At 70.0% G+C, this 25,487-nt stretch carries 23 protein-coding genes; 16 read left to right on the top strand and 7 right to left on the bottom strand.

The window, feature by feature from the left end; translation table 11 throughout:
* Nucleotides 1-69: 69 nt before the first annotated feature.
* On the top strand, nucleotides 70-3,474 hold the full coding sequence (gene amt / locus ASF45_RS16040) for an ammonium transporter (protein WP_200932166.1): 3,405 nt from the start codon (nucleotides 70-72) through the stop codon (nucleotides 3,472-3,474).
* Between the two features lie 7 nt (nucleotides 3,475-3,481).
* On the opposite strand, the gene ASF45_RS16035 is transcribed toward amt, so the two are convergent.
* On the bottom strand, nucleotides 3,482-4,420 hold the full coding sequence (locus ASF45_RS16035) for a LysR family transcriptional regulator (protein ID WP_056664408.1): 939 nt from the start codon (nucleotides 4,418-4,420) through the stop codon (nucleotides 3,482-3,484).
* 99 nt (nucleotides 4,421-4,519) lie between these two features.
* Here ASF45_RS16035 and ilvD point away from each other — a divergent pair, with 99 nt between their 5' ends.
* Nucleotides 4,520-6,211 carry a dihydroxy-acid dehydratase gene (gene ilvD / locus ASF45_RS16030; protein WP_056664406.1) on the top strand — a complete coding sequence of 564 codons (1,692 nt, stop codon included), beginning with the start codon at nucleotides 4,520-4,522 and terminating at the stop codon, nucleotides 6,209-6,211.
* Nucleotides 6,212-6,401: 190 nt separating this feature from the next.
* On the opposite strand, the gene ASF45_RS16025 is transcribed toward ilvD, so the two are convergent.
* A complete protein-coding gene (locus ASF45_RS16025) occupies nucleotides 6,402-6,644 on the bottom strand; it encodes a TIGR04438 family Trp-rich protein (RefSeq protein WP_056664403.1) in 243 nt (80 codons plus the stop codon).
* Nucleotides 6,645-6,737: 93 nt separating this feature from the next.
* Here ASF45_RS16025 and ASF45_RS16020 point away from each other — a divergent pair, with 93 nt between their 5' ends.
* The 3 genes from ASF45_RS16020 (at nucleotide 6,738) to ASF45_RS16010 (ending at nucleotide 8,520) form a co-directional block, all read left to right on the top strand.
* Complete coding sequence (locus tag ASF45_RS16020) at nucleotides 6,738-7,049, top strand: c-type cytochrome (protein ID WP_056664400.1); 312 nt, start codon at nucleotides 6,738-6,740, stop codon at nucleotides 7,047-7,049.
* 84 nt (nucleotides 7,050-7,133) lie between these two features.
* On the top strand, nucleotides 7,134-7,847 hold the full coding sequence (locus ASF45_RS16015; protein WP_056664398.1) for a YafY family protein: 714 nt from the start codon (nucleotides 7,134-7,136) through the stop codon (nucleotides 7,845-7,847).
* 58 nt (nucleotides 7,848-7,905) lie between these two features.
* Complete coding sequence (locus ASF45_RS16010; RefSeq protein WP_056664396.1) at nucleotides 7,906-8,520, top strand: glutathione S-transferase family protein; 615 nt, start codon at nucleotides 7,906-7,908, stop codon at nucleotides 8,518-8,520.
* 1 nt (nucleotide 8,521) lies between these two features.
* On the opposite strand, the gene acs is transcribed toward ASF45_RS16010, so the two are convergent.
* Nucleotides 8,522-10,525 (bottom strand): acetate--CoA ligase, encoded by a 2,004-nt coding sequence (gene acs / locus ASF45_RS16005; protein ID WP_056664394.1) that lies wholly within the window; start codon nucleotides 10,523-10,525, stop codon nucleotides 8,522-8,524.
* Between the two features lie 218 nt (nucleotides 10,526-10,743).
* Here acs and ASF45_RS16000 point away from each other — a divergent pair, with 218 nt between their 5' ends.
* The 4 genes from ASF45_RS16000 to ASF45_RS15985 all read left to right on the top strand — a co-directional run bounded on the left by ASF45_RS16000 (nucleotide 10,744) and on the right by ASF45_RS15985 (nucleotide 16,198).
* On the top strand, nucleotides 10,744-13,278 hold the full coding sequence (locus ASF45_RS16000; RefSeq protein WP_056664391.1) for a membrane-bound PQQ-dependent dehydrogenase, glucose/quinate/shikimate family: 2,535 nt from the start codon (nucleotides 10,744-10,746) through the stop codon (nucleotides 13,276-13,278).
* A 124-nt stretch (nucleotides 13,279-13,402) separates the two neighbouring features.
* Entirely contained in the window at nucleotides 13,403-14,008 is a 606-nt protein-coding gene (locus tag ASF45_RS15995) for a TIGR00645 family protein (protein WP_056664388.1), read from the top strand.
* 67 nt (nucleotides 14,009-14,075) lie between these two features.
* Nucleotides 14,076-14,741 (top strand): response regulator transcription factor, encoded by a 666-nt coding sequence (locus ASF45_RS15990; protein WP_056664385.1) that lies wholly within the window; start codon nucleotides 14,076-14,078, stop codon nucleotides 14,739-14,741.
* Nucleotides 14,738-16,198 carry a sensor histidine kinase KdpD gene (locus ASF45_RS15985; RefSeq protein WP_063887693.1) on the top strand — a complete coding sequence of 487 codons (1,461 nt, stop codon included), beginning with the start codon at nucleotides 14,738-14,740 and terminating at the stop codon, nucleotides 16,196-16,198. The genes ASF45_RS15990 and ASF45_RS15985 overlap by 4 nt, the downstream gene beginning before the upstream one ends.
* Here ASF45_RS15985 and ASF45_RS15980 read toward each other — a convergent pair.
* Together ASF45_RS15980 and ASF45_RS15975 are read right to left on the bottom strand one after the other, a co-directional pair.
* Nucleotides 16,135-17,322, bottom strand: a complete 1,188-nt coding sequence (locus ASF45_RS15980) for a carboxylesterase (RefSeq protein ID WP_082551058.1) — start codon at nucleotides 17,320-17,322, stop codon at nucleotides 16,135-16,137. The genes ASF45_RS15985 and ASF45_RS15980 overlap by 64 nt on opposite strands.
* Nucleotides 17,322-18,137, bottom strand: a complete 816-nt coding sequence (locus ASF45_RS15975; RefSeq protein ID WP_082551057.1) for a MipA/OmpV family protein — start codon at nucleotides 18,135-18,137, stop codon at nucleotides 17,322-17,324. Before ASF45_RS15975 ends, ASF45_RS15980 begins: the two co-directional genes overlap by 1 nt.
* A 468-nt stretch (nucleotides 18,138-18,605) precedes the next feature.
* On the opposite strand from ASF45_RS15975, the gene proV reads away from it, so the two are divergent.
* The 3 genes from proV to proX are packed head-to-tail and all read left to right on the top strand — an operon-like array spanning nucleotide 18,606 to nucleotide 22,090.
* Nucleotides 18,606-19,805, top strand: a complete 1,200-nt coding sequence (gene proV, locus ASF45_RS15970; protein WP_056664382.1) for a glycine betaine/L-proline ABC transporter ATP-binding protein ProV — start codon at nucleotides 18,606-18,608, stop codon at nucleotides 19,803-19,805.
* 22 nt (nucleotides 19,806-19,827) lie between these two features.
* Nucleotides 19,828-21,063: a glycine betaine/L-proline ABC transporter permease ProW gene (gene proW / locus ASF45_RS15965; protein WP_056664379.1), complete on the top strand. Its 1,236-nt coding sequence runs from the start codon at nucleotides 19,828-19,830 to the stop codon at nucleotides 21,061-21,063.
* Between the two features lie 22 nt (nucleotides 21,064-21,085).
* Nucleotides 21,086-22,090, top strand: a complete 1,005-nt coding sequence (gene proX, locus ASF45_RS15960) for a glycine betaine/L-proline ABC transporter substrate-binding protein ProX (RefSeq protein WP_056664376.1) — start codon at nucleotides 21,086-21,088, stop codon at nucleotides 22,088-22,090.
* 84 nt (nucleotides 22,091-22,174) lie between these two features.
* On the opposite strand, the gene ASF45_RS35370 is transcribed toward proX, so the two are convergent.
* On the bottom strand, nucleotides 22,175-22,327 hold the full coding sequence (locus ASF45_RS35370) for a hypothetical protein (RefSeq protein ID WP_156473038.1): 153 nt from the start codon (nucleotides 22,325-22,327) through the stop codon (nucleotides 22,175-22,177).
* A 232-nt stretch (nucleotides 22,328-22,559) separates the two neighbouring features.
* Here ASF45_RS35370 and ASF45_RS36845 point away from each other — a divergent pair, with 232 nt between their 5' ends.
* The 4 genes from ASF45_RS36845 to ASF45_RS15945 all read left to right on the top strand — a co-directional run bounded on the left by ASF45_RS36845 (nucleotide 22,560) and on the right by ASF45_RS15945 (nucleotide 24,947).
* On the top strand, nucleotides 22,560-22,688 hold the full coding sequence (locus ASF45_RS36845) for a hypothetical protein (protein WP_255357799.1): 129 nt from the start codon (nucleotides 22,560-22,562) through the stop codon (nucleotides 22,686-22,688).
* Complete coding sequence (locus ASF45_RS15955) at nucleotides 22,681-23,532, top strand: hypothetical protein (RefSeq protein ID WP_056664373.1); 852 nt, start codon at nucleotides 22,681-22,683, stop codon at nucleotides 23,530-23,532. The genes ASF45_RS36845 and ASF45_RS15955 overlap by 8 nt, the downstream gene beginning before the upstream one ends.
* Nucleotides 23,529-23,762 (top strand): hypothetical protein, encoded by a 234-nt coding sequence (locus ASF45_RS15950; protein ID WP_056664370.1) that lies wholly within the window; start codon nucleotides 23,529-23,531, stop codon nucleotides 23,760-23,762. The genes ASF45_RS15955 and ASF45_RS15950 overlap by 4 nt, the downstream gene beginning before the upstream one ends.
* A 147-nt stretch (nucleotides 23,763-23,909) precedes the next feature.
* Nucleotides 23,910-24,947 (top strand): GGDEF domain-containing protein, encoded by a 1,038-nt coding sequence (locus ASF45_RS15945; RefSeq protein WP_162244010.1) that lies wholly within the window; start codon nucleotides 23,910-23,912, stop codon nucleotides 24,945-24,947.
* Here ASF45_RS15945 and ASF45_RS15940 read toward each other — a convergent pair.
* A complete protein-coding gene (locus tag ASF45_RS15940; protein ID WP_056664364.1) occupies nucleotides 24,944-25,387 on the bottom strand; it encodes a hypothetical protein in 444 nt (147 codons plus the stop codon). The genes ASF45_RS15945 and ASF45_RS15940 overlap by 4 nt on opposite strands.
* Nucleotides 25,388-25,487: the final 100 nt, after the last annotated feature.

Here is a 25,487-nt window from a genome sequence, read left to right as displayed (position 1 = left end):
CCAAACACCCGATCCGATGCCCCCCGCCTTCCCCATCCTCTTCTTCGTAGCCGCCGCCGGAGCGCGGCGGTGAGCGCCGCCCAGCCGCTGGACCTGCTCTGGATCCTGCTCTGCTCAGCCCTGGTGTTTTCCATGCAGGCCGGCTTTCTGTGCCTGGAATCGGGCCTCACGCGCAACAAGAACTCGATCAACGTGGCGGTCAAGAACGTGGCGGACTTCGCCATCGCCACGGCCGTGTACTGGATGGTCGGCTTCGGGCTCATGTTCGGCGCCTCGCAGGACGGCTGGCTGGGGTTCTCGCACTTCGGCCTGGCCGACCAGCTCTCGCTGAGCGCGCCGCTGATGGCCTTCGTGCTGTTCCAGCTCATGTTCTGCGCCACCTCGGCCACCATCGTCTCGGGCGCGGTGGCCGAGCGCATGCGCTTTTCGACCTACATGGCCGTGACGGCCGGCGTGGCCATGGTGATCTACCCGGTGTTCGGCCACTGGGCCTGGGGCGGCGGCCTGGAAGGCCGGCCCAGCGGCTGGCTGGCCCGGCTCGGCTTCGTGGACTACGCCGGCTCCACGGTCGTGCACAGCGTGGGCGGCTGGGTCTCGCTGGTGGCCGTGGCCATGATCGGCCCGCGCACCGGCCGCTTCGTGCCGGGCGAGCCCCCGCGGCCGCTGCCGGCCGGCAACCTGCCGCTGGCCATGCTGGGCGTGCTGATCCTGTTCTTCGGCTGGTTCGGCTTCAACGGCGGCAGCACGCTGGCGCTGAACGCGCGCGTGCCCGGCATCGTGGTCAACACCGTGATCGGCGGTGCCGCCGGCATCGTCGGCGGCATCGCCATGGGCATCTGGCGCCGCGGCTACTGCGAGATCGGCTACCTGATCAACGGCGCCATCGCGGGCCTCGTGGCGATCACGGCCAACTGCCATGTGATCTCGCCGCTGTCGGCCTGGCTGATCGGCCTGGTCGCCGCCGCGCTGATGGTGTTCGTGTCCGAGTGGCTGCTGTCCTGGCGCCTGGACGACGCGGTCGGCGCGATCCCGGCGCACCTGGCGCCCGGCATCTGGGGCACGCTGTCGGTCGGCCTGTTCGGCGACCTGGAGCGCATCGCCAACGGCAACACGCGGCTGGAGCAGATCGGCGTGCAGCTGCTGGGCGCCCTCGCCTGCTGCCTGTGGGCCTGTCTGATGGCCTGGCTGCTGCTGCGCGGCATCGGTCGCTTCGGGCCGCTGCGCGTGCGGCCGCAGGACGAGCATGTGGGCCTGAACGTGTCCGAGCACGGCACGCGCACCGACCTCATCGAATTGGTGGACGCCATGGAGGAGCACCGGCGCAGTGGCGACCTGCGCCAGCGCGTGCCGGTGGAGCCCTTCACCGAGGTCGGCCAGGTGGCCTCGGCCTACAACCGCGTCATCGGCGCGCTGGAGGCCGCCACCGACCAGACCCGTGCCATCGTGCGCGACATGCGCGACGGCATCGTCACCTTCACGCGCGACGGCGTGCTGACCAGCCTGAACCCCGGTGCGGAGAAGCTGCTGCAGCTCAGCGCCGAGCAGGTGGTCGGCCACCCGTTCCAGGCGCTGCTGCGCCAGGCCGGCTACAGCGGGCCGGCAGCGCGTGAAGACCTGTGCCGCCCCGGCACCAAGCTGGAGCTGCGCAAGGTCCGCTCCGGAGCGCCGCGCGTGGTCTACGAGATCTCGGTCAGCGAGAACCATGTGGGGCCGGAGTTGCGCTTCACGGGCACGGTGCGCGACATCTCCGAGCGCAAGCACGTCGAGGCCCAGCTGCACCGCGAGCGCGACCTGGCCCAGGTCACGCTGGCCTCCATCGGCGATGGCGTGGTCACCACCGACGAGGCCGGCATGGTGCAGTACATCAACCCGGTGGCCGAGCGGCTGACGGGGTGGTCGGCCGCCGAGGCCCAGGGCCGCTCCATCAACGAGATCTACCGGCTGCGCGATGCCCACAGCGGCGACCTGCTGCCCGTGCCCGTGCGCGAGGTGCTCACGCGCGGCCAGGTGGTCGCGCGGCTCGACCATGCGCTGCTGCTGCGGCGCGACGAGCTGCCCATCCCGGTGCAGAACACGGCCGCGCCGATCCGCTCGCGCGAGGGCTTTCTGATCGGCGCCGTGCTGGTGTTCCACGACGTGACGGTCACGCTGAACCTGGCCCAGGAACTGCAGCACCAGGCCAGCCACGACGCATTGACCGGCATCCCGAACCGGCGTGCGTTCGAGCGCCGCCTGGGCGAGCTGCTGGACCGCCCGCGCGACGAGAGCCAGACCCATGTGGTGTGCTTCCTCGACCTGGACCAGTTCAAGCTCGTCAACGACACCTGCGGCCACGTGGCAGGCGACGAGCTGCTGCGCCAGGTGGCTGCGCTGGTCCGCAGCCACCTGCGCGCCTCCGACATGCTGGCGCGCCTGGGCGGCGACGAGTTCGGCCTGGTGCTGGAGTCCTGTCCCATGCAGCGCGCCATCACCCTGGCCGATGCGATCCGCGAGGACATCGCCGACTTCCGTTTCGCCTGGGAGGGCAAGTCCTTTTCGATCGGCGTGTCCATCGGCCTGGTGCCCGTGCTCGGCACCGACCGCGACCTGGGCGCCGTGCTGTCGGCCGCCGACGCCGCCTGCTATGCGGCCAAGGACGAGGGCCGCAACCGCATCCACGTCTACCAGATCAACGACCACGCGCTGATGGAGCAGCAAGGCCAGATGCAGTGGGCCACACGGCTGCAGAACGCGCTCGACGAAGACCGGCTGCGCCTGTACGCCCAGGCCATCGTGCCGCTGCCTTCGGGCGTGGACCGCGCGCCGCACTTCGAGATCCTGGTGCGCATGGAGGAAGGCGGCCGCCTCATCACGCCAGGCAGCTTCCTGCCCGCGGCCGAACGCTACGGCCTGATGCCGCGCGTGGACCAGTGGGTGGTGCGCAACACGCTGGCCTGGATCGGCGACCGCGTGCGCCGCGAGGGCGCGCTGCCCGGCGTCTACAGCATCAACATCTCGGGCGCCTCGCTGTCGGACGAGCGCTTCCGCCAGGACCTGCGCGACACGCTGGAGCGGCTGCAGTTGCCGCACGGCGCCATCTGCTTCGAGATCACCGAGACCTCGGCCGTGGCCAACCTCAGCAAGGTCGTGCCCTTCATCCGTGAGATCAAGCAGCTGGGCTGCTTCTTCGCGCTGGACGATTTCGGCAGCGGACTGTCCTCGTTCGCCTACCTCAAGAACCTGCCGGTGGACTTCCTGAAGATCGACGGCAGCTTCATCAAGGACATCGTGCACGACCCCATCGACCTGGCCATGGTGGAGGCCATCAACGCCATCGGCCATGTGATGGGCCTGCAGACCATCGCCGAGTACGTGGCCGACGAAGACATCCTGCGCCGCGTGGAAGCCATCGGCATCGACTTCGCCCAGGGCTACCACCTGGGCGTGCCGCAGCCGCTGGCCGACCAGGGCGCGGTGCGCATGATGCCGCGGTGATCCGAAGCTAAGCGGCGGTGGCCACCCGCGCGCGCACGAACTCCACGAAGCGCGCCAGCGCCGGCGACACGGCCCCCGCCGGCCAGACCAGGCTGGTCTCGCAAACCGGCAGCACCGGCCGCCTGCGGCCCAGGGCCAGCTGCGCCGCCTCGCGGTAGACCACGCCGGCGCGGCGGAACTGCATCACGCTGGCCGGCACCCAGGCCAGGCCGTTGCCGCCCCAGACCAGGTTGACGATGGTCTGCATCTGGATCGCTTCCTGCGCCACCTGCGGCACGGCGCCATGCGTGCGGTAGAGCTCGACCACCGCGTCGTGCAGCGAGGGCAGGATGCGGCGCGGGAACAGCACCAGCGGCTCGGCCAGCACCGCGGCCAGCGGCAACGGGTCGAGCCGCGCCAGGGCATGGCGCGCGCCCAGCGCCAGCACCAGCGGCTCCTGGCCCACCATCAGACGGTCCAGCCCGGCCGGCGCCTGGCCCGGCGCGTGCAGCATGAGGCCGGCGTCGATGCTGCCGCGCGCGAAGGCGTCCAGCTGCACGTCGCCGGTGGCCTCCACCAGCTCCAGTGCCACGCCCGGGTGCTCCGCATGGAAGTCGCGCACCCACAGCGGCAACTGCGCGAAGCCCACGGTGGAGACGAAGGCCAGCCGCACACGGCCGTGCTCGCCCGCCGCCGCCGCACGGGCCAGCGCGGGGAGCCCCTCTGCACGGGACAGCAACTCGCGCACCTCGGGCAGCAGCGCCTCACCCGCCGGCGTCAGCGCCACGCTGCGCCGCGTGCGCTCGAACAGCGCCACGCCCAGGCCTTTCTCCAGCAGGGCGATGGCTTGGGTCAGCGGCGGCTGCGTCATGTGCAGACGCCGTGCCGCGCGGCTGAAGTGCAATTCCTCGGCCAGCACCGCGAACTGGCGCCACACACGCAGGTCGGGCGAAGCAGCGTTTTTCATATGCACAGCATATCAATCCATGCTGCAGAAGCGATTGGAACCAATCAGGCATCGTTGGCATACTCGGCGCTCCCCCGATCCACCCACGAGAGAGACACGATGGAAACCAAGACCATCCAGATCAACCGCCGTTCGGCCAACATCGTCGAAGGCAAGTCGCGCGCCCCCAACCGCTCGATGTTCTACGCCATGGGCTACGAAGAGGGCGACTTCAAGAAGCCCATGGTCGGCGTGGCCAACGGCCACAGCACCATCACGCCCTGCAACTCCGGCCTGCAGAAGCTGGCCGACGCGGCGATCGCCGGCATCGAGGAAGCCGGCGGCAACGCCCAGGTCTTCGGCACGCCCACGATCTCCGACGGCATGGCCATGGGCACCGAGGGCATGAAGTACTCGCTCGTCAGCCGCGAAGTCATCAGCGACTGCATCGAGACCTGCGTGGGCGGCCAGTGGATGGACGGCGTGCTGGTGGTCGGTGGCTGCGACAAGAACATGCCCGGCGGCATGATGGGCATGCTGCGCGCCAACGTGCCCGCCATCTACGTCTACGGCGGCACCATCCTGCCGGGCCGCTACAAGGGCCAGGACCTGAACATCGTCAGCGTGTTCGAGGCCGTGGGCCAGAACGCCGCCGGCAACCTGAGCGACGAAGACCTGACCGAGATCGAGCGCCGCGCCATCCCGGGCACGGGTTCCTGTGGCGGCATGTACACGGCCAACACCATGTCGTCGGCCTTCGAGGCGCTGGGCATGAGCCTGCCCTACTCGTCCACCATGGCGAATCCGCACGACGAGAAAGAGAACTCGGCCAAGGAATCGGCCAGGGTGCTGATCGAGGCCATCAAGAAGGACCTGAAGCCGCGCGACATCGTGACCAAGAAGGCCATCGAGAACGCCGTGGCCGTGATCATGGCCACGGGCGGCTCGACCAACGCCGTGCTGCACTTCCTGGCGATCGCCCACACGGCCGGCGTGGAATGGACCATCGACGACTTCGAGCGCATGCGCAAGAAGGTGCCGGTGATCTGCGACCTCAAGCCCAGCGGCAAGTACCTGGCCGTGGACCTGCACCAGGCCGGCGGCATCCCGCAGGTCATGAAGGTGCTGCTCGATGCCGGCCTGCTGCACGGCGACTGCATGACCATCACCGGCAAGACGATTGCCGAGACGCTGGCCGACGTGCCCCCGCTACGCGCCGACCAGGACGTGATCCGCCCGATCAGCAACCCCATGTACGACGAAGGCCACCTGGCCATCCTCAAGGGCAACCTCTCGCCCGAGGGCGCGGTGGCCAAGATCACCGGCCTGAAGAACCCCGTCATCACCGGCCCGGCCCGCGTGTTCGACGACGAGCAGTCGGCGCTCAAGGCCATCCTGGACGGCAAGATCAAGGCCGGCGACGTGATGGTGCTGCGCTACCTGGGCCCCAAGGGCGGCCCCGGCATGCCCGAGATGCTGGCGCCCACGGGCGCGCTGATCGGCGCAGGGCTGGGCGAGAGCGTCGGCCTGATCACCGACGGCCGCTTCTCCGGCGGCACCTGGGGCATGGTGGTGGGCCACGTGGCGCCAGAAGCGGCGGCCGGCGGCACGATTGCGTTCGTCAACGAAGGCGACTCCATCACCATCGACGCGCACAAGCTGGTGCTGGAACTCAACGTGCCCGAGGCCGAGATCGCCAGGCGCCGCGCAGGCTGGACGGCGCCCAAGCCGCGCTACACGCGCGGCGTGCAGGCCAAGTTCGCGTTCAACGCGAGCACGGCCAGCAAGGGCGCTGTGCTGGACGACTATTGAAGTCTCCCCCGTTTGGACTTCTCACTTCGTGTAGAAGTCCTCTACACCCCAGGGGCGCCGCCAGCGGCCCGGCAGAGTCCGGGCCAAAGCGTCCGCTGGCATGGCCTGCTCCGCGGCCTTCTGAACCTCTGCGTGCGTGCAGCCTCTGTGCCTTGCCGGTGGCGGGCGGTGATTCGGAAGGCCGAGGGCCTCAGCGCCGCTTCCTGGTGTTCAAGCCCAGGGCATCGCGCTGGCGGTCGATGCGGGCGGCCTTGCGCGCCGCCTCGCGCTCCATGGCCTTGCGCTTGGTGTAGCCCGAGGCATCGGCCCAGGCCCACCACAGGATGGCCAGCCCGAACGGCGCCAGCACCACCCACCAGGCCCAGCCGGCGACAGGCCCGAACTCTGCCCACTTGAGCAGCAGCAGCACCAGGCCCAAACCCAGCAGATACATGACGGCCTCCTTGGGCGTGTTTCCCGGAGCCAGGGAACCCTGCTCTCTAGAATGGGTCGAAAGACTGTACCCCAACCCCCACGAGGAAGAACGATGAAACAAGTGTTGCTCGGCGCCGTGCTGCTCGCAGGCGGTGTGCTGGCCCTGCCGAGCTGGGCCGACGAGGCGCTGGCCAAGTCCAAGAACTGCATGGCCTGCCACTCCGTCGACAAGAAGCTGGTCGGCCCGGCCTACAAGGACATTGCCGCCAAGTACAAGGGCGACGGCACTGCCGTCGACAAGCTGGCCGTCAAGATCCAGAAGGGCGGCTCGGGCGTCTGGGGCCCGGTGCCCATGCCCGCGAACCCGCAGGTCAACGAGGCCGACGCCAAGAAGCTGGCCGCCTGGGTGATGGGCCTGAACTGAGCGCCCCGGCTCCGACACCAGCCCGCCTCGCAGCGGGCTTTTTTGTGGGCGTTCAACCGACGCACGCCTGCCTACACTGCAGCCATGTCGAGAGCCGCCCGCCTGCTGAACCTGCTGGAACTCCTGCGCGCGCAGCGCCGCCCGCTGCCTGGCCCGCAACTGGCGGCGCAGGCCGGCATCAGCCTGCGCACGCTGTACCGCGATGTCGCCACCCTGCGCGAACAGGGCGCGCGCATCGACGGCGACCCCGGCGTGGGCTATGTGCTGCGGCCTGGCTTCACGCTGCCGCCGCTGATGTTCAGCGAGGAGGAACTGGAGGCCCTGGCGCTGGGCGCGCGGTGGGTCGCCAGCCAGTCCGCCGACCCGGCGCTGGCATGCGCCGCCCAGGGCGTGATGAACCGCATCGGCGCCACGCTGCCCGAGGCGCTGCGCATGGCGGTGGAGACCAGCGGCCTGTTCGTGCCGCCGCGCGCGGACCCGCGCCCCACGGCCCCCTGGTTGCCGGCGCTGCGCCAGGCCGTGCGGGCCGAGCACGCCGTATGGCTGGACTACCTGGACGAGGCTGGCCAGACCACGCGGCGGCGCGTGTGGCCCTTCGCCGTGGCCTTCTTCGACCACGCGCGGCTGATGGCGGCCTGGTGCGAACTGCGTCAGGACTTCCGGCATTTCCGCGCCGACCGCGTGCTGGACCTGACCGACACGGGCGAGCGCTACCCCGAACGCCGCCACCTGCTGATCCGCCGTTGGAGCGTGCACATGGGCCATGCACGGCATGCGCACACTGCTGACAGAAGCTGACACCCGCCCCCGTGACACTGGTGCCGCACTCTCAGCAACACGACGAAAGGACCGCACCATGAGCGCAGCACTGACCTTCTACACCAACCCCATGTCGCGTGCCCGTGTGGCGCGCTGGATGCTCGAGGAAACCGGCCTGCCCTACCAGACCGAGATCCTGGAGTACGGCACCAGCATGAAGGCGCCCGCCTACCGCGCCATCAACCCCATGGGCAAGGTGCCCGCGATCCGGCACGGCGACACGGTCGTGACCGAGAACGCCGCGATCTGCATGTACCTGGCCGACCTGGTGCCCGAGAAGAAGCTGGCGCCGTCCGTGGGCAGCCCGGCGCGCGGCCCCTACTACCGCTGGATCAGCTTCATGGGACCGCTGGAGCAGTTGATGGTGGCCAAGTCCACGGGCAGCAAGCTGCCCGATCCGGGCATGGCCGGCTTCGGCACCGAGGAGGACCTGGTGCAGACGCTGGCCGGCGCCGTGGAGGGCCGCGACCACCTGGCGGGCGACAGCTTCACGGCCGCCGACCTGCTGGTCTCGGCCTACATCGGCTGGTACCTGCAGTTCCAGCTGCTGCCGGCCCTGCCCGCGTTCACGCGCTTCGTCGAGCTGCACCGCGGCCGTCCGGCCGCGGCGCGCGCCAACGAACTGGACGGGCCGATCCCCGAGCGCGCCTGATTCAATAGGCCAGGCCCAACTGCTCCAGGATTGCGGGGTTTTCCAGCGTCGAGGTGTCCTGCGTGATCGCCTCGCCCTTGGCGATCGAGCGCAGCAGCCGCCGCATGATCTTGCCGCTGCGCGTCTTGGGCAGGTTGTCGCCGAAGCGGATGTCTTTCGGCTTGGCGATGGGGCCGATCTCCTTGGCCACCCAGTTGCGCAGCTCCGCGGCAATGGCCTTGGCCTCCTCGCCCGTGGGCCGCGAGCGCTTCAAGACCACGAAGGCGCAAACGGCCTCGCCCGTCACGTCGTCGGGCCGGCCCACGACCGCAGCCTCGGCCACGAGGTCGGTCTTGGACACCAGTGCCGATTCGATCTCCATGGTTCCGAGGCGGTGGCCCGAGACGTTGAGCACATCGTCGATGCGGCCGGTGATGCGGAAGTAGCCGCGGTCGGCGGACCGCACCGCGCCGTCGCCGGCCAGGTAGATGGTGCCGCCCATTTCCTCGGGGAAATAGGCCTTCTTGAAGCGCTCGGGGTCGCCCCAGATCGTGCGGATCATCGAGGGCCAGGGCCGCTTGATGACCAGCATGCCGCCCGAACCATTGGCAATGTCCTTGCCGGTCTCGTCGACGATGGCCGCGGCGATGCCGGGCAGCGGCAGCGTGCACGAGCCCGGCACCAGCGGCGTGGCGCCCGGCAGCGGCGTGATCACGTGGCCGCCGGTCTCGGTCTGCCAGAAGGTGTCGACGATGGGGCAGCGCTCGCCGCCCACGTTCCGGTGGTACCACATCCAGGCCTCGGGGTTGATCGGCTCGCCGACCGAACCCAGGATGCGCAGGCTCTGCAGGTTCCAGTTCTTCGGATGCACCTTGGCATCCGTGTCGGCCGCCTTGATCAGCGAGCGGATCGCCGTGGGCGCGGTGTAGAAGATCGAGACCTGGTGCTTCTCGATCATCTGCCAGAAGCGGCCGGCATGCGGGAAGGTCGGAATGCCCTCGAACACCAGCTGCGTGGCGCCGGCCGCCAGCGGCCCGTAGGCCACGTAGCTGTGGCCGGTGATCCAGCCGATGTCGGCCGTGCACCAGAACACATCGTCCGGCCGCAGGTCGAAGGTCCAGTCCATGGTCAGCCGGGCCCACAGCAGGTAGCCCGCGCTGGCATGCTGCACGCCCTTGGGCTTGCCCGTGGAGCCCGAGGTGTAGAGGATGAACAGCGGGTGCTCGGCATCCACAGGCACCGGCGCGCACTCCGTGCCCCGCCCGGCCAGCGCTTCGGCGAAGGTCTTGTCGCGCCCCTCGACCTTGTTCCAGGCCGTGGGCGTGCGCTCGTAGACCAGCACGGTCCTCACAGTGTCGCAGCCGCCCAGGGCCAGCGCATCGTCGACGATGGACTTGAGCGGCAGCTCCTTGCCGCCGCGCAACTGGTAGTTGGCCGTGACCACGGCCACCGCGCCCGCGTCGATGATGCGCTCCTGCAACGCCTTGGCCGAGAAGCCGCCGAACACCACGGAGTGCGTGGCACCGATGCGCGCGCAGGCCTGCATGGCCACGATGCCCTCGACGCCCATGGGCATGTAGACCACCACCCGGTCGCCCTTGGCGATGCCCTGGGCCTTGAGCGCATTGGCGAACTGCGCCACGCGGGCCAGCAGCTGCTTGTACGTCACACGCGTGACCGTGCCGTCGTCCGCCTCGAACACGATGGCCGTCTTGCCTTCCACGGGCGTGCCCATGTGCCGGTCCAGGCAGTTGGCAGAGACGTTGAGCTGGCCGTCGTCGAACCAGCGGTAGAACGGGGCCTTGGACTCGTCGAGCACGCGCGTGAATGGCTTGGTCCAGGCCAGGTTCTCGCGCGCCAGCCGGGCCCAGAAGGCCTGCGGATCGCGCTCCGCTTCATCGCACAGGGCTTGGTACGCCGCCATGCCGGCGATGCGGGCGCCCTGCACGGCGGCGGCGGGTGGGTCGAACACGCGGTTCTCGACCAGCACGGATTCGATGGCCGACGAGGTCGGGGAAGTGCTCATGGTTTGTCTCCTGTGGTGGCACGCGGGAAATGGCGGGGAATGTCCGGCCTGGCTCTTACAGGCGACTGACACGCACAGCCGGCGCACGCCCCCGATCTTCACCCAAGCCATGGGCCCGGTGGACCGCCCCGGAAATCGCCTTCGGCCGATTGGGCATGCCCGCCTACACCGACGGCCATCCCCTTCCCCCAGCATGGAGCGTTTCGGAAAGCCAGACGATGCAGAACAAGCCGCGCAGCCTGTACACCACGATCCTCGGCCTGCTGCTGGCGCTCCCTGGTCTCTTCCTGCTGGGCGGCGGCGCCTGGCTCATCGTCCTGGGCGGCAGCATCTACTACGCCGTGGCCGGCCTGCTGCTCGTGCTCACCGGGTCGCTGGTGCACCGGCGCGCGCCGTCGGCCCTGTGGGCGTTCGCGTTGCTCTTCGCGGGTTCACTGTGCTGGGCCGTCTGGGAGTCCGGGCTGGACTGGTGGCCCCTGGCCGCCCGCATGGGCGTGCTGTTCATTCTGGGCCTGCTGATGTTGCTGCCCTGGACGCTGCGCCGGCTCGACCACGGCGGCGGGCTGCAGCCAGCGCCAGCGCCAGCGCCGCTCGGCCGCCCTTTGCGCACGCCCCGCACCCCTTCGTGGCGCCGGGGCAGCGGCCTGGTCCTCGGCGTGGCGATGGCGTGCTTCGCCGTGTTGTCGGCGCTCACCTGGGTACGCGACGTGCACTCGCTGCAGGGCGCACTGCCGCCATCGCAGGGCGCCCTCGTCGACCAGGGCGCCGCCGTGCGCGGCGTGCCCGCGGGCGAGTGGCATGCCTATGGCCGCACCGGGTTCGGCCAGCGCTATTCGCCGCTGGCCGACATCACGCCCGCCAACGTCAAGGATCTGCAGGTCGCCTGGCACGTCCACACCGGCGACCTGCGCGGCCAGCCGGGCGACCCCGTGGAAACCACCTACCAGGTGACGCCGCTGAAGATCGGCAACCGCCTGTACCTGTGCAACCCGCACCAGACCGTGATGGCGCTGGATGCCACCACGGGACAGGAGATCTGGCGCCACGACCCCAAGGTCGGCCGCGACCTCGCGTTGCAGCACCTGACCTGCCGGGGGCTGTCGTACCAGCCGCCCGCCACCCCACAGCCCACCGCCGCAACCGCCGGGGCCGCCGACGCGCCCGCCGGTGCCGCGCCTTCCGCACCCGTCCCGCAGGCCGGCGCCACGCTCGACGCCATGGCTGCGTCCTGCCCCCACGGCAAGCTGTTCATGCCCACGGCCGACGGGCGCCTGATCGCACTCGATCCCGAGCGCGGCGCCCCCTGCGCCGCCTTCGGTGGCGGCAAGGGGGAAATCGACCTGTGGGCCCACATGCCGAACCGCCGTCCGGGGGCCTACTACGCGACCTCGCCGGTGGTCGTGACGGCGCGGCTCGTCATCGTCGGCGGCACCGTGCTCGACAACGTCTCCACCGCAGAGCAGTCCGGTGTGATCCGCGCCTTCGACATCGACACCGGCGCCCTGGTCTGGAACTGGGATTCCGGCAACCCCGATGCCACCGCCCCCATCGCGCCGGAGGCCCGCTACACGGTCAACTCGCCGAACAGCTGGTCGATCTCCAGCGTGGACGAAGCGCTGGGCATGGTCTACGTGCCCATGGGCAACCAGCCGCCCGACCAGTGGGGTGGCAACCGCAGCGAAGCGGTCGAGAAGTATTCGTCGTCGGTGGTGGCGCTGGACCTCGCCTCCGGCCAGGTACGGTGGGTCTACCAGACCGTGCACCACGACCTGTGGGACTACGACGTGCCGTCCCAGCCCTCCCTGGTCGACCTGCGCATCGACGGCCAGACCATCCCCGCACTGGTGCAGCCGACCAAGCAGGGCGAACTGTTCGTGCTCGACCGGCGCACCGGCGTGCCCCTTCGCCCGCAGGAAGAGGCTCCCGCACCGCAGGGCGCGGCGCAGGGCGACCGCACCGCCGCCACGCAGCCGCGGGCTGCCATCTCCTTCGACCCGCCGGTGCTGCGCGAGCGCAGCATGTGGGGCGTGAGCATGTTCGACCAGCTCGCCTGCCGCATCGCGTTCAAGCGCCTGCGCTACGAAGGCCGCTTCACGCCGCCGTCCACCCAGGGCTCGTTGATCCACCCCGGCAACTTCGGCGTGTTCAATTGGGGCGGCGTGGCGGTCGACCCGCGCCGGCAGATCGCCTTCACCACGCCGACCTACCTGCCCTTCGTCTCCACGCTGGTGCCGCGGCCGAACGACACCGCGCTGATGGTGCAGGAAGACGGGCCGCCCACCGGCGCCCTGCCCGCCCTCAACGAGAACTTCGGCGCGCCGTTCGCCGTCCGGCTCGGCCCCTTCCTCTCGCCGCTCGGCGTGCCCTGCGTGGCGCCGCCCTGGGGTTACGTGGCCGGAGCCGACCTGACCACCGGCAAGATCGTCTGGCAGCACCGCAACGGCACGGTGCGCGACCTCTCGCCGATCCCGCTGCCGCTGCGCATGGGCGTGCCCAACCTGGGCGGCCCCATCGTCACCGCCGGTGGTGTGGCCTTCCTGTCGGGCACGCTCGACAACTACGTGCGTGCCTACGACGTGACCAGCGGAGAACAGCTCTGGGAGAGCCGGCTGCCAGCAGGCGGCCAGGCCACGCCGATGACCTACACCGCGGCCGACGGCCGGCAGTTCCTGCTGGTGGTGGCCGGGGGGCATGGGTCGCTCGGCACGACGCCCGGCGATTCCATCATCGCCTACGCCCTGCCCAGGAACTGAAGCACAGGGCGCCCCGCTGCCGCGGACGGCGGCCCATCCGGTGGACATGCCGTTGTTGCGAAGGCCTGTTTGCTGCGCCGCAGCACGCCCCTACAATCCGGCGCCCCCACCACCCTTCACGCCCATGTCCGACCCTCTGCAGCCCGCCAAGACCTCTCCGATGCGCCCGCTGCCCAAGCTGATCTTCGCCAGCCGCTGGCTGCAGCTGCCCCTGTACCTGGGCCTGATCGTGGCGCAGGCCGTCTACGTCGTGCATTTCCTGGTGGAACTCACGCACCTGGTCGAGGCCGCGTTCGGCAGCCAGACGGCGCTGCAGGCCCTCATCAACAGCATCGGCTACAAGACCGACGCCCCCATCACCACGCTCAACGAGACCGTGATCATGCTGGTGGTGCTGGCGCTGATCGACGTGGTCATGATCTCCAACCTGCTGATCATGGTCATCGTGGGCGGCTACGAGACCTTCGTGAGCCGCATGAACCTGGAAGGCCACGAGGACCAGCCCGAGTGGCTGAGCCACGTCAACGCCTCGGTGCTCAAGGTCAAGCTGGCGATGTCCATCATCGGCATCAGCTCCATCCACCTGCTCAAGACCTTCATCAACGCCGACAACTACAGCGAGAAGGTGCTGGTCGCGCAGACCGTGATCCACGTCGCCTTCCTGCTGTCGGCCATGGCCATCGCCTACACCGACAAGCTGATGTCGTCGACCGCCAACGGCAAGCACTGAACCTGGGGCCGCCCACCGCCGGGCGGTCTTAACGGAATGCTAAAACCCGCTGGGCATACTGCGGGGCATGCATCTGCTGCTGGTTGAGGACGATCCCATGCTGGCGGAGGCCATTCTGGATGGCGCACGCCAGATCGCCTGGGCCATGGACCACGTGGGCGACGCCACGGCCGCGCGCCTGGCCCTGGTGGACCATGCCTATTCCGCGGTGCTGCTGGACATCGGGCTGCCGGGCGACTCGGGGCTCACCGTGCTCAAGGCCCTGCGTGGCCGCTACGACCCGACGCCCGTGCTCATGCTGACGGCCCGCGGCCAGCTCAGCGAACGCATCCAGGGCCTGGACGCCGGGGCCGACGACTACCTGGTCAAGCCGTTCCAGTTCGACGAGCTGTGGGCGCGGGTGCGCGCCGTGGTCCGGCGCAGCGAAGGGCGCGTGGTCCCGGTCTTCCAGCACGGCAGCGTGCGGCTGGACCGCAGCAAGCGCGTCGTCACGCGCGACGGCGTGGGCGTGCCGCTGAGCGCGCACGAGTACCGCACCCTGCTGGCGCTGCTGGAGCGGCCGGGGCACGTGCTCACGCGCGACCACCTGCAGGACGTGGTGTACGGCACCGCCAGCACGGTGGAGAGCAACACCATCGCCGTCTTCATCCACCAGCTGCGCCGCAAGCTGGGCGATGGCTTCATCACCACCGTGCACGGGCGCGGCTACATGGTCGGGGAGCCGGACGCATGAAGTCGCTGCAGGGCCGCCTGCTGCTGGTGGTGGGCATCACCATCTTCCTGTGCTGGGCGGGCGCACTGACGGTGCTGGCCATGTACCTGTCGCACAGCAACAGCAGCGTCTGGGACGACAAGCTGCGGGCGATCGCCACCAGGATGCTGATCACCATCCCCACCAAGGCGACCTTGCCCAAGGAAGAGACGCCGGCCCTGCAGTTGCGCGGCGCCGAGCGGGCCGACGGCGAGACGCTGGCCTTCCAGGTCTGGGTGGACCGGTCGCGCCTGCTGGTGCGCACCCCGCAGTCGCCGGCCACGCCGCTCAAGGCCGACTTCGCCGATGGCTTCGGCAGCCCCGAGGTCGGGGGCCAGCGCTGGCGCGTGTATTCCGTGTCCGACAGCACGGGCAAGGTGCACGTGCAGGTCGGCAACCTGCACAGCGTGATCGATGCCCAGTTGCGCCGCAGCGCGTTCGTTGCGCTGGCCCTGGCCACGCTGCTGCTGGCGATGGTCGGCGCGGGCATCTGGTGGGCGGTGCGCCGCGCGCTGGCGCCGGTGGTGGCCTTGCAGGCCGGGCTGCGCCGTCGGCACCACTTCGACCTCACGCCCTTGCCCGCGGCGCCGCTGCCGACCGAGCTGCATCCGCTGGTCGATGCGTTCAACCACGTGCTGCGGCAACTGGACGAAGCCGTCGAAGGCGAGCGCCGCTTCATCGGCGACGCCGCGCACGAGCTGCGCACCCCGCTGGCGGCACTGCAGGCGCAGGCCCAGGTGGCGCTGCAGGCGCGTTCCAGCGCCGACAAGGACGCCGCGCTGGTCAAGCTGCTGGCCGTGGCCCAGCGCAGCACCCGGCTGTCGGAACAGCTGCTGGACCTGGCCAAGCTCGATGCCGGCCAGCACGCCGCGCACCAGTCGCGGGCCGACCTCAGCGAGCTGGTGCTGCACGTGGTGCGCGAGTTCGACATGCAGGCGCTGCAGCAGCAACGCAGCATCGTGCTGGCGACCGCGTCCTGCACCATCGACTGCGATGTGGACGAGATCGGCATCCTGCTGCGCAACCTGCTCGACAACGCGCTGCGCTACACGGGCCCCGGCGGCCGCGTGCGGATCCACTGTGCGCAGGTGGCGGTGCAGGGCCGCGCACAGGTGCTGCTGGAGGTGGCGGACGACGGACCGGGCGTGCCGCCCGACGAACACCAGGCCATCTTCCAGCGCTTCCACCGGGTGGCGGGCAACCGTGCGCGCGGCAGCGGCATCGGCCTGTCGCTGGTGGCCGGCATCGCGCAGCTGCACGGCGCCCGCATCGAGACCGGCCCCGGGCTGGATGGCCGCGGCTTCGGCGTGCGCGTGCTGTTCCCGGTGGCGGCTGCGGGCGCGCCTGGCCACGCCCAGGGCGCGCTGGTTGCGGCTCAGTCCACGCCGCCCATCACGCCGGCGATGACGCCGCTCTGCCAGTCGAACCAGGGGTTGTAGGTCAGCCGCGCATGCACCTTGTCGCTCTCGCGGTAACCCCACTCGGAGTACCACACGGGATCGCCCGCCAGGCAGCGTGCCCGTTCGATGTGGCCCTGGCCGTTCCAGCAGATGCGCTGCGTGCCCTGCACGCCGTACAGCGGGTTGTCCGGCGCGAACAGCACCCCCATGTGTGAGAACTGGCTGATGCGCTGCGCGGCCAGCCGGTCCGTACGCACCAGCACGCGCCCAGGCGTGGCCTGCGGCGCCAGCGCGCCGTAGTAGATCAGCCGGCTGCCCGGGTGCGTGAAGCGCGCGGCGAAGGTCTGCATGGCGTGCTCCACATCGACCACCGAATCGTGCTCCGCCAGCACCAGCACGGCCGGCTTGTCGAACTGCGTGCGCGCGATCTTGTGCCGCACCGCCACGCTGCTGCGGTAGTACTGCGCGAACGCGTGGGTGGGCACGTTCAGGTAGCGCAGCGCGGATTGCTGGGCCGTGCCGGGCGCGGGCGCGCGCAGCCAGGGCGTCACGCGCGCCACCCAGGGCAGCAGCCAGTCGCCCGGCACGCCGGACTTCAGCGCCGGGGAGAACAGCAGCAGGCCCTGCACGCTGTCGTGCTCCAGCGCGTACTCGAGCGCCAGGTTGGCGCCCGTGGAAAAGCCGCCCAGGAACACCTGGGGCACGTCGCGTGCCAGGATCGCCGCCTGCTCGCGCAGCACACGCCGCCAGTCGTCCAGGTCCACGCCGACCAGGTCCGCCGGCCGGGTGCCATGGCCCGGCAGCAGCACGGTGCGCACCAGGAAGCCCTGCGCCGCCAGCGCGGCGCCGATGTCGGCGAACGACCAGGGCGAATCGCCCAGCCCGTGCACCAGCAGCATGCCGCGCGTGGCGGGCGCGGCCGGGCGCCACTCGCGCGGGGCGTTCCAGGCCAGCTCGTCGGCCACGCTGTCGGTCTGGAAATCGCGCCGCTGCGCGATCCACGCCCGCGTCTCGCTGGCGTAGGTGGCGAAGCTGTCCTGCCCGGTCGGTGCCATGGCCGCCGGGCTGCGCGGCACGGCGCAGCCCGCGGCCAGGGCCGCCACGCTCATCGTCGCCAGCCACGCCAGCACGCGCGGCGCCAGGCGTGTTCGCGGCCGGGCCATCAGAAGCGGTACAGGTAGCCGACGCGCACGCCCGCCAGGCCCGAGCGGTCGACCAGCGGGCTGTCCTGGATGGCGTTGCCCAGGCGGGTCGCGCTCAGGTCCAGGAACATGCTTTGCCGGGGCGTCAGCGCGTAGTCCACGCGCACGCCCAGCTCCAGGTTCACGGCGTCCTCGCCCCGGTGGAAGGCGCGGCCGGTGCGCGCCTCGGCGGCCTGCACGCCGTAGTAGTAGTCCACGTACTTGCGGTCCATCCAGTGGGCGGCGATGCGCGGCGTGAAGCCGAAAGCGCCAGCGCGCATGCGGCGGTCCAGCTGCAGCCGGAACTGCGCGCCCTGGCTGTGGCCCGAGGCATCGCCCAGCACCTCCGCCGACAGGTTGCCGAAGCCGGCCCGCCAGGTGGCCGCACCGCCCAGCCACAGGCTGTCCTTGCGTTCCGCCATGCCGGCCAGGAACGAGGAATCGTCGGCCTCGTACCCGTCCAGTGCATAGCGCGCGCGCAGGCTGAAGCTGAAAAGCCCCTGCGACGGCAGCTTGAGGTCGGCACGGGTGCCCAGCACGCTGAGGTAGCGGTTCTCGAACATCAGCAGCGGCAGCACGCGCAGCCTGTCGTCGAAATCCCGGTAGGGCCGGCGCTGGTAGTCCAGGCCCACGCCCAGCCCCCACTGCGTGGCCGCGCCACTGTCGGCGCCGGGGCTGGCGGAGGTCTGCGCCAGGGCGCTGCCCAGGCCGAGGGCGGCCAGCGCGGCCCCGGTCAGGGCGGTGCGCACGCGCGGACGTCGAAGGGGTCGTGCGGCTGGAGGGATGGAACGTGGCATGCAGGGTCCTTGAAGTTGCTGGCCCGATGCTGCACGGCCGCGATGAGCCGATGTTTAGGCTTTTTAAGAATTCATTGCCGGTGCGCAGCGCCAGGCGTTGGCCATCGATGCCTCACGCCTTGACATGTCTTAGATCCAAAAGTTACAATGCGCCCTGTTCTAACAGTCAACACGATATGTTGACGGTCTGAGCGCTACTCGCGGAGCACCTTGCCTCCCGTCGCGGCGCCAGACATCCCCCTGCCGGGCTTGCCCGGCAACCGGCTGGTTCTCCAGCCACCCCGACGCCGCGTCGCATCGCACCGTTCAGCCCCTTCGACCAGGCCCGCTGACCGGCTCCGCTTTGCGTGACGGGCGCTGGTTGCGGCCTGCTTCGTCGTCTTCAGTGCCTGCCGTGCGGCTGCGGATCGCGGCCGCCTGCGCCCTCCAGGCGGCCATTGCCCAGCCCCAACCAGGAGGCCCGCCGCAATGGCAAAAGACATCCAGATCGAGCACGTCTTCAAGGTGTTCGGAGACGACCCCGACGCAGCGCTGACGCTCGTGCGCCAAGGCAAGAGCAAGCAGGAGATCCTGGCCGAGACCGGCCAGTCCATCGGCGTGTTCGACGCGCATTTCGACATCCAGGCCGGCGAGATCTTCGTGATCATGGGCCTGTCGGGCTCGGGCAAGTCCACGCTGGTGCGGCTGCTGAACCGCCTGATCGAGCCCAGCGCCGGCCGCGTCGTGGTCGATGGCGAGGACATCTTCCAGCACGGAAGCCGCCAGCTGCGCGCGCTGCGCCGCAAGGACATCAGCATGGTGTTCCAGTCCTTCGCACTGATGCCGCACATGACCGTGCGCGACAACACCGCCTTCGGCCTGGAGCTGGCCGGCACCGACAAGGCCCAGCGCCTGGCAGCGGCCGACGACGCGCTGGCGCAGGTGGGCCTGGCCGGCTGGGGCGACAGCTACCCCGACGAACTCTCGGGCGGCATGCAGCAGCGCGTGGGCCTGGCGCGCGCGCTGGCGTCCGACCCGTCCATCCTGCTCATGGACGAGGCCTTCTCGGCCCTGGACCCGATCATCCGCACCGACATGCAGAGCGAGCTGCTGCGGCTGCAGCAGGTCAGGCGCCGCACCATCGTGTTCATCTCGCACGACCTGGACGAGGCCATGCGCATCGGCGACCGCATCGCCATCATGAAGGACGGCCAGGTGGTGCAGGTCGGCACACCCGAAGAGATCCTGCGCAACCCGGCCGACGACTACGTGCGCAGCTTCGTGCGCGGCGTGGACGCGGCCAAGGTCTTCAAGGCCGGCGACATCGCGCGGCGCAGCCAGGTCGTGGTGTCCGAGAACCCCACGCGCGGCGCCCGCCCCGCGCTCAAGCTGCTGGAAGACCAGGACCGCGAGTTCGCCTACGTGGTCGACCCGCAGCAGCGCTTGTTGGGCATGGTCTCGGCCGACTCGCTGCGCGCCGCGCTCCAGGACCACGAAGGCACGCTGGGCCTGCAGCGCGCCTTCCTGCCGAACGTGCAGACCGTGGCCGCCATCCACCCCGTGAACGAGTTGTTCGGTCAGGTCGCGCAGTCGCCCTGGCCGCTGCCCGTGGTCGACGACCAGGGCCGCTACATCGGCGCGATCAGCAAGACCACGCTGCTGCGCTTCATGGACAAGAACAGCGATTGACCCCTTCGAGGAGGAACCACCGATGAACGACAACACCACCCTCGCACAGGCCAACCCCGCCGCCGCAACCGATCCCTGGGCGACCTCGGCACCCGACGCCGCGCCCGCCGTGGAATCGGCACCGGCCGCCGATCCCTGGGGTGCCGCCGACGCGGCGCCCGCTGCCGCCGGCACCGACGCCTGGTCCACCGGCACCGATGCCGCCCCCGCGGGCGACGACTGGCTCGGCGCCGCCGCCGACGCCGTGCCCGCCACGCCCGACGGCTTCTCGCTCACGCAGCTGTGGGATGGCAGCCTGCCGGTGGAGTCCTGGATCAACCAGGGCCTGGCCTGGGCGGTCGAGCACTTCCGCCCCTTCTTCCAGACCGTGCGCGGCCCCATCGACGCCACGCTGTCCGGCGTGGAAGGCCTGCTGCAGTCCGTGCCCACCCTGGCCATGGTCGCGCTGCTGGGCCTCTTGGCCTGGCAGTTCGCGGGCCGCGCGGTGGCCATCGGCGGCGTCGTCTCGCTGCTGCTCGTGGCCATGCTGGGCATCTGGCCCGAGGCCATGGTCACGCTGTCGCTGGTGCTGACCTCGCTGGCCTTCTGCCTGGTGCTGGGCCTGCCGCTGGGCATCCTGCTGGCCTCGAGCGACCGCGCCAACCGCGTCGCCCGCCCGGTGCTGGACGCCATGCAGACCACGCCGGCCTTCGTCTACCTGGTGCCCGTGGTCATGCTGTTCGGCATCGGCAACGTGCCGGGCGTGATCGTGACCATCGTGTTCGCGCTGCCGCCGCTGGTGCGCCTGACCACGCTGGGCATCCGCCAGGTGCGGCCCGACCTGATCGAAGCCGCCCGCGCCTACGGCGCCTCGCCCTGGCAGCTCTTGACCAAGGTGCAGCTGCCGCTGGCCATGCCGTCCATCATGGCCGGCATCAACCAGGCGCTGATGCTGTCGCTGTCCATGGTCGTCATCGCCTCCATGATCGCCGTGGGCGGCCTGGGCCAGATGGTGCTGCGCGGCATCGGCCGGCTCGACATGGGCCTGGCCACCGTGGGCGGCCTGGGCATCGTGCTCTTGGCCATCACGCTGGACCGCATCACCCAGGCCATGGGCCAGCCGCGCCGCGAGAACGGCAAAGGGGTGCGCCACTGGTGGCAGACCGGCCCGGCCGGGCTGGTCGCGCGCGCGCTGCAGCGCAAGCCCGCGCCCGTCGCAACCCAGACGAACGACAGCACCACCGAAGCCACCGCCGCCCTGGCCGTGCGCATCCATTGAATCTGCAAAAAGGAGCATCCGCATGACATTCCAGACCCTCCGCATCGCGTTCGCCGCCGGCCTGCTGGCCGCCTCTGCAACGGCCATGGCCCAGGACCTGCCCGGCAAGGGCATCAAGGTGCAGCCGCTGCAAAGCTCGATCGCCGAAGAGACCTTCCAGACCCTGCTGGTCAGCCGCGCGCTGGCCAGGCTGGGCTACGACGTGCAGCCGATCCGCGAGATCGAGTACGCCACCGCCTATGTGGCCATTGCCAACGGCGACGCCACGCTGATGGCCGCCAGCTGGAACCCGCTGCACGACGACTTCTACAGGAACGCCGGCGGCGAGGCCAAGTTGTGGCGCCAGGGCACCTACTCGACCAATGCGCTGCAGGGCTACCTGATCGACAAGAAGACTGCCGAGGCGCACAAGATCCGCAGCATCGACCAGCTCAAGGACCCGGCCATCGCCCAGCTGTTCGACACCGACGGTGATGGCAAGGCCAACCTCACCGGCTGCAACCCGGGCTGGGGCTGCGAGGGCGTCATCAACCACCACCTGCAGGCCTACGGCATCGCCAACACCGTGCAGCACGTGCAGGGCAGCTACGCCGCGCTGATGGCCGACACCATCACGCGCCACAAGGAAGGCAAGCCCATCCTGTACTACACCTGGACGCCCTACTGGGTCAGCGGCGTGCTCAAGCCCGGCGCCGACGTGGTCTGGCTGCAGGTGCCGTTCTCGGCACTGCCCGGCGCGCAGAAGGGCATCGACACCAAACTGCCGAACGGCCAGAACTACGGCTTCATCCCCAACACCCAGCACATCGTGGCCAACAAGGCCTTCGCCGACGCCAACCCGGCCGCCGCCAAGCTGTTGTCGGTGATGCAGCTGCCCGTGGCCGACATCAACGCCCAGAACCTGCGCATGCGCAACGGCGAGAACAAGGCCGCCGACATCGCGCGCCACACCGACGGCTGGATCAAGGCGCACCAGAAGACCTTCGACGGCTGGATCGCGCAAGCGCGCGCAGCGGCTGCGGACTGAGCGCACCCGGTCCACCCGGTCAGCGACCGGGCGTGCCGATCTCGGCCAGCGGCGAGGCCCCCGTCGCCCACGCGGAACGCGGCCTCACCGAGATTGATGCAGCGCTTTTCCAACCGCCAGGCACAGCACGCGTCTGGCCGGGACATCCTGCACATCCAGGCCGGCCGGCAGGCCCCGCAGTTCGCGCACGACGTCGCGCATGTCGTGCAGATGCGCCGGCAGCCGGTCCGCCGTCATTGGAACAGGGGCTTGCGTTCCGGCTCGATGGCGCGGCGCCGGAACGGGTTGTCGAGCACCGACGGAACGCCAGGACCACTGCGCGCCCTTCGAACACCACGGACGGTTCGTCCTCCAGGTCGACCAGCGCAAAGCCACTCTGCGCCCGACCGGGTGCGAACTCCACCAGCAGATCGACATCGCTGGCCGGTGCCCCATCGCCGCCAGCGCCTGCGCCGCGCCGCATCCGGGCATGTCCTACAGACGCCACGCGGCCCGCGGCGTAGCGTCGGTGTCCGCGCCATGGGCGCAGAACGACAAGGCACAGGCCATGCACCCGCACAACAACAAGCGCCGTCCGCGGCCGGCCCGCCATGGCTGAGCCCATCACCCTGTGGCGCACCACGCTGTGGGCGGTGGCCCTCTTCAACATCGCCGCCTGGTGCTGGACCGCCTGGCGCGTGCACCGCGCCGACCTGCCTTGCGATGCCCAATGGCACGGCCTGCGCCGGCTGCAGCTGTGGCTGTCGGCCGGCTATGTGTTCGGCTGCGCCTTCCGTTCGGTGGTGCCGGTCTACGACATCCCGCGCCTGGTGATGGTCGATGCGCCCTGGTCCAGCGCGCTGGTCGGCCGCTCGGTCGCCACCGTGGCCGAACTGTGCTTCGCCGCGCAATGGGCGCTGATGCTCAAGGACACCACGCGCGGCGGCGACCGCCCGCTGGCGCGGATGGCGGCGCTGCAGATCGTGCCGCTGATCCTCGTCGCCGAACTCTGCTCCTGGTACTCGGTGCTCAGCACCTCCAACCTGGGCCACACCATCGAGGAAAGCCTGTGGGGCCTGTGCGCCGCGCTGGTGGCCCTGTGCCTGCTCGCCCTGTGGCCGCGCGTGGCGCCGTCGCAGCGGCCGGTGCTGGCGCTCTGGGTGGTGGCGGCCGGAGCCTACGCGCTGTACATGTTCGCGGTCGACGTGCCCATGTACTGGCAGCGCTGGCTGGCCGACGAGGCCGCCGGCCGCAGCTACCTGGACCTCGCCGCCGGCATGGCCGACGTGGCGGGCCGCGTGCATGTCTCCACGCACTGGGCCGACTGGAAGACCGAGGTCGTCTGGATGACGCTGTACTTCAGCGTGGGCGTGTGGGCCAGCATCGGCCTGGTCCATGCGCCGCGGCTGCAGGTGCAGCCACTCCCCACCCGGCCGCGGCCATCACCGAAAATCACGGCATGACGACCCCCACCTACGAGATCAGCCTGATCCTGCCCGACCCGCACGACCCGCGCCCGCGCAGCATCCAGGTCAGCGCGGCCTACATCGACAACGAGAAAGACCTCGGCGCCGCGCAGAAGGCCGCCATCCGCGCGCTGCCGCCCGGCGGCGTGTGGACCGGGCGCGCCATCCAGATCACGCGCCTGCCAGACAAGCCCGCGGCCTCAGCCCCGTCCGCCCGCGTGGGCTAGGCCGTTTCCTGATCCGACTGCTACCATTTGAAGACAAACCTGGGTCGAGCGATGTCTTGATTTGATCCTTGGGCCGAGCGAAACCGCCCAGTCCTTTGGATGGCCGCGACACGCCATTCCCACGACCGCCCCGACGAGGAAACCGCCGTGCCCATTGCGAAGACGCTGCTGGAGCAGTTCAACATCAACGAGATGGAGATCATCCGGCGGATGGAACTGCTGGACCTCACGCAGCGCGAGCTCGACCTGCTCACGGCGCAGCAGCCCATCATCGAGCGCAGGCTCGACCACATCGTCGCCAGGTTCTACGAGAAGCAGACCGCCTTCGACGAGATCGCGCTGCTGATCGGCGATGCCGACACGCTGGCCCGGCTGCGCTCTGCGCAGACGCGCTACATCCAGGACCTGTTCGCGGGCGACTACGGCCACGCCTATGTCAACGGCCGCTTGCGCATCGGCCTCGTGCACAAGCGCATCGGCGTGGAGCCCAAGCTGTTCCTGTCGGCCGCCTGCACGCTCAAGTACCTGCTGGCCGAGGTGCTGGCCCACGAGATCGAGGACCGCCACACGCTGCTGGACGTGCTGCGCGCGCTCGACAAGCTCATGAACTTCGACAACGCGCTGGTCTTCGACACCTACATCGGCACCCTGCTCAGCGCCATGGAAAGCGCCAAGAAGCGCATCGAGACCTATGCCCATGCGCTGGAGCAGAAGTCCAAGATCCTGAGCACGCATGCCGAGCGCGATCCGCTGACCGAGCTCTACAACAAGCGCGGCATGACCATGGCGCTCACGCGCGAGCTCAACGCCGCGCAGCGGCGCAAGAGCCAGGTGTCGCTGGTCTACATGGACGTCAACAAGTTCAAGTTCATCAACGACACCTTCGGCCATGCCAAGGGCGACGAGGTGCTGCGCGCGCTGGGCGAGGCCATCGCCAAGAGCTGCCGCAGCACCGACTTCGCCTGCCGCGTGGGCGGCGACGAGTTCTGCGTGATCCTGCCCGACGCCACGCCCGATGTGGCCGAGAGCATCGCCGAGAAGATCGCCGAAGCCTTCACGGCCCTGTTCCCCGAGTTCTCGGTCGCCGCCGGCGTGGCCGGCACCGGCCCCGAGCAGTTCGTGACCGAGAACGAGTTGCTGGAGGCCGCCGACCGGGCCATGTACGCGGCCAAGCGCGCGGTCTAGCGCTGCGTGGCGTCCGACAGTTCGTCCACGCGCCGCTCGAAGGTCTCGGCGCAGCGCCGGTAGCCCTTGTGCTCCTTCTCGAACTTGGCCACCGCCTCGCGGTCGGCCGGCTCGAACAGCTGGCCGATGCCCTGCTCCACGGGCTCGAAGCCGCGGTGCGCGAACAGCAACAGCCGGCGCGGGCTGAGCGCCAGCTGGGCCTGCTCGAAGCTGCAGCCGCACACGTCGCGCGTGGCGCGCAGGTAGCCCAGCGACTTGGCGCCGAAGCCGTTCTCTTTGGACAGCCGGCTCAGCAGCAGTTCGTCCAGCGGGTAAAGCAGCGCGGTGCAGCGCGCCAGGTAGGTCTCGCGGTCGACCTCGATCTTCTGGGCCGTGGCCAGGCCGGGCAGGAGCAGCAGCAGGGCCGAGCAGGCCAGCGCGGGAATGGGGCGCATGGGCATCGTGTTGGCGGGTTCAGCGGCCGGCCATGGTAGTACAGGCCGCTGGGGCAGCTTCCTCACCTGCCTGGCACACCATCGCCGGCAGCCTGCTGGGCTCCAA

Source organism: Pseudorhodoferax sp. Leaf265 (assembly GCF_001422365.1).
Lineage (GTDB): Bacteria > Pseudomonadota > Gammaproteobacteria > Burkholderiales > Burkholderiaceae_C > Pseudorhodoferax.
This window is presented reverse-complemented; position numbering and strand designations above follow the sequence as displayed.

Excerpts from the sequence above, each read along its gene's own strand:
- ASF45_RS16035 (WP_056664408.1), bottom strand. The coding sequence starts at position 4,420 with ATGAAAAACGCTGCTTCGCCCGACCTGCGTGTGTGGCGCCAGTTCGCG.
- ilvD (WP_056664406.1), top strand. The coding sequence starts at position 4,520 with ATGGAAACCAAGACCATCCAGATCAACCGCCGTTCGGCCAACATCGTC.
- ASF45_RS16025 (WP_056664403.1), bottom strand. The coding sequence starts at position 6,644 with ATGTATCTGCTGGGTTTGGGCCTGGTGCTGCTGCTGCTCAAGTGGGCA.
- ASF45_RS16020 (WP_056664400.1), top strand. The coding sequence starts at position 6,738 with ATGAAACAAGTGTTGCTCGGCGCCGTGCTGCTCGCAGGCGGTGTGCTG.
- ASF45_RS16015 (WP_056664398.1), top strand. The coding sequence starts at position 7,134 with ATGTCGAGAGCCGCCCGCCTGCTGAACCTGCTGGAACTCCTGCGCGCG.
- ASF45_RS16010 (WP_056664396.1), top strand. The coding sequence starts at position 7,906 with ATGAGCGCAGCACTGACCTTCTACACCAACCCCATGTCGCGTGCCCGT.
- acs (WP_056664394.1), bottom strand. The coding sequence starts at position 10,525 with ATGAGCACTTCCCCGACCTCGTCGGCCATCGAATCCGTGCTGGTCGAG.
- ASF45_RS16000 (WP_056664391.1), top strand. The coding sequence starts at position 10,744 with ATGCAGAACAAGCCGCGCAGCCTGTACACCACGATCCTCGGCCTGCTG.
- ASF45_RS15995 (WP_056664388.1), top strand. The coding sequence starts at position 13,403 with ATGTCCGACCCTCTGCAGCCCGCCAAGACCTCTCCGATGCGCCCGCTG.
- ASF45_RS15990 (WP_056664385.1), top strand. The coding sequence starts at position 14,076 with ATGCATCTGCTGCTGGTTGAGGACGATCCCATGCTGGCGGAGGCCATT.
- ASF45_RS15985 (WP_063887693.1), top strand. The coding sequence starts at position 14,738 with ATGAAGTCGCTGCAGGGCCGCCTGCTGCTGGTGGTGGGCATCACCATC.
- ASF45_RS15980 (WP_082551058.1), bottom strand. The coding sequence starts at position 17,322 with ATGGCCCGGCCGCGAACACGCCTGGCGCCGCGCGTGCTGGCGTGGCTG.
- ASF45_RS15975 (WP_082551057.1), bottom strand. The coding sequence starts at position 18,137 with ATGCCACGTTCCATCCCTCCAGCCGCACGACCCCTTCGACGTCCGCGC.
- proV (WP_056664382.1), top strand. The coding sequence starts at position 18,606 with ATGGCAAAAGACATCCAGATCGAGCACGTCTTCAAGGTGTTCGGAGAC.
- proW (WP_056664379.1), top strand. The coding sequence starts at position 19,828 with ATGAACGACAACACCACCCTCGCACAGGCCAACCCCGCCGCCGCAACC.
- proX (WP_056664376.1), top strand. The coding sequence starts at position 21,086 with ATGACATTCCAGACCCTCCGCATCGCGTTCGCCGCCGGCCTGCTGGCC.
- ASF45_RS35370 (WP_156473038.1), bottom strand. The coding sequence starts at position 22,327 with ATGACGGCGGACCGGCTGCCGGCGCATCTGCACGACATGCGCGACGTC.
- ASF45_RS36845 (WP_255357799.1), top strand. The coding sequence starts at position 22,560 with ATGTCCTACAGACGCCACGCGGCCCGCGGCGTAGCGTCGGTGTCCGCG.
- ASF45_RS15955 (WP_056664373.1), top strand. The coding sequence starts at position 22,681 with ATGGCTGAGCCCATCACCCTGTGGCGCACCACGCTGTGGGCGGTGGCC.
- ASF45_RS15950 (WP_056664370.1), top strand. The coding sequence starts at position 23,529 with ATGACGACCCCCACCTACGAGATCAGCCTGATCCTGCCCGACCCGCAC.
- ASF45_RS15940 (WP_056664364.1), bottom strand. The coding sequence starts at position 25,387 with ATGCCCATGCGCCCCATTCCCGCGCTGGCCTGCTCGGCCCTGCTGCTG.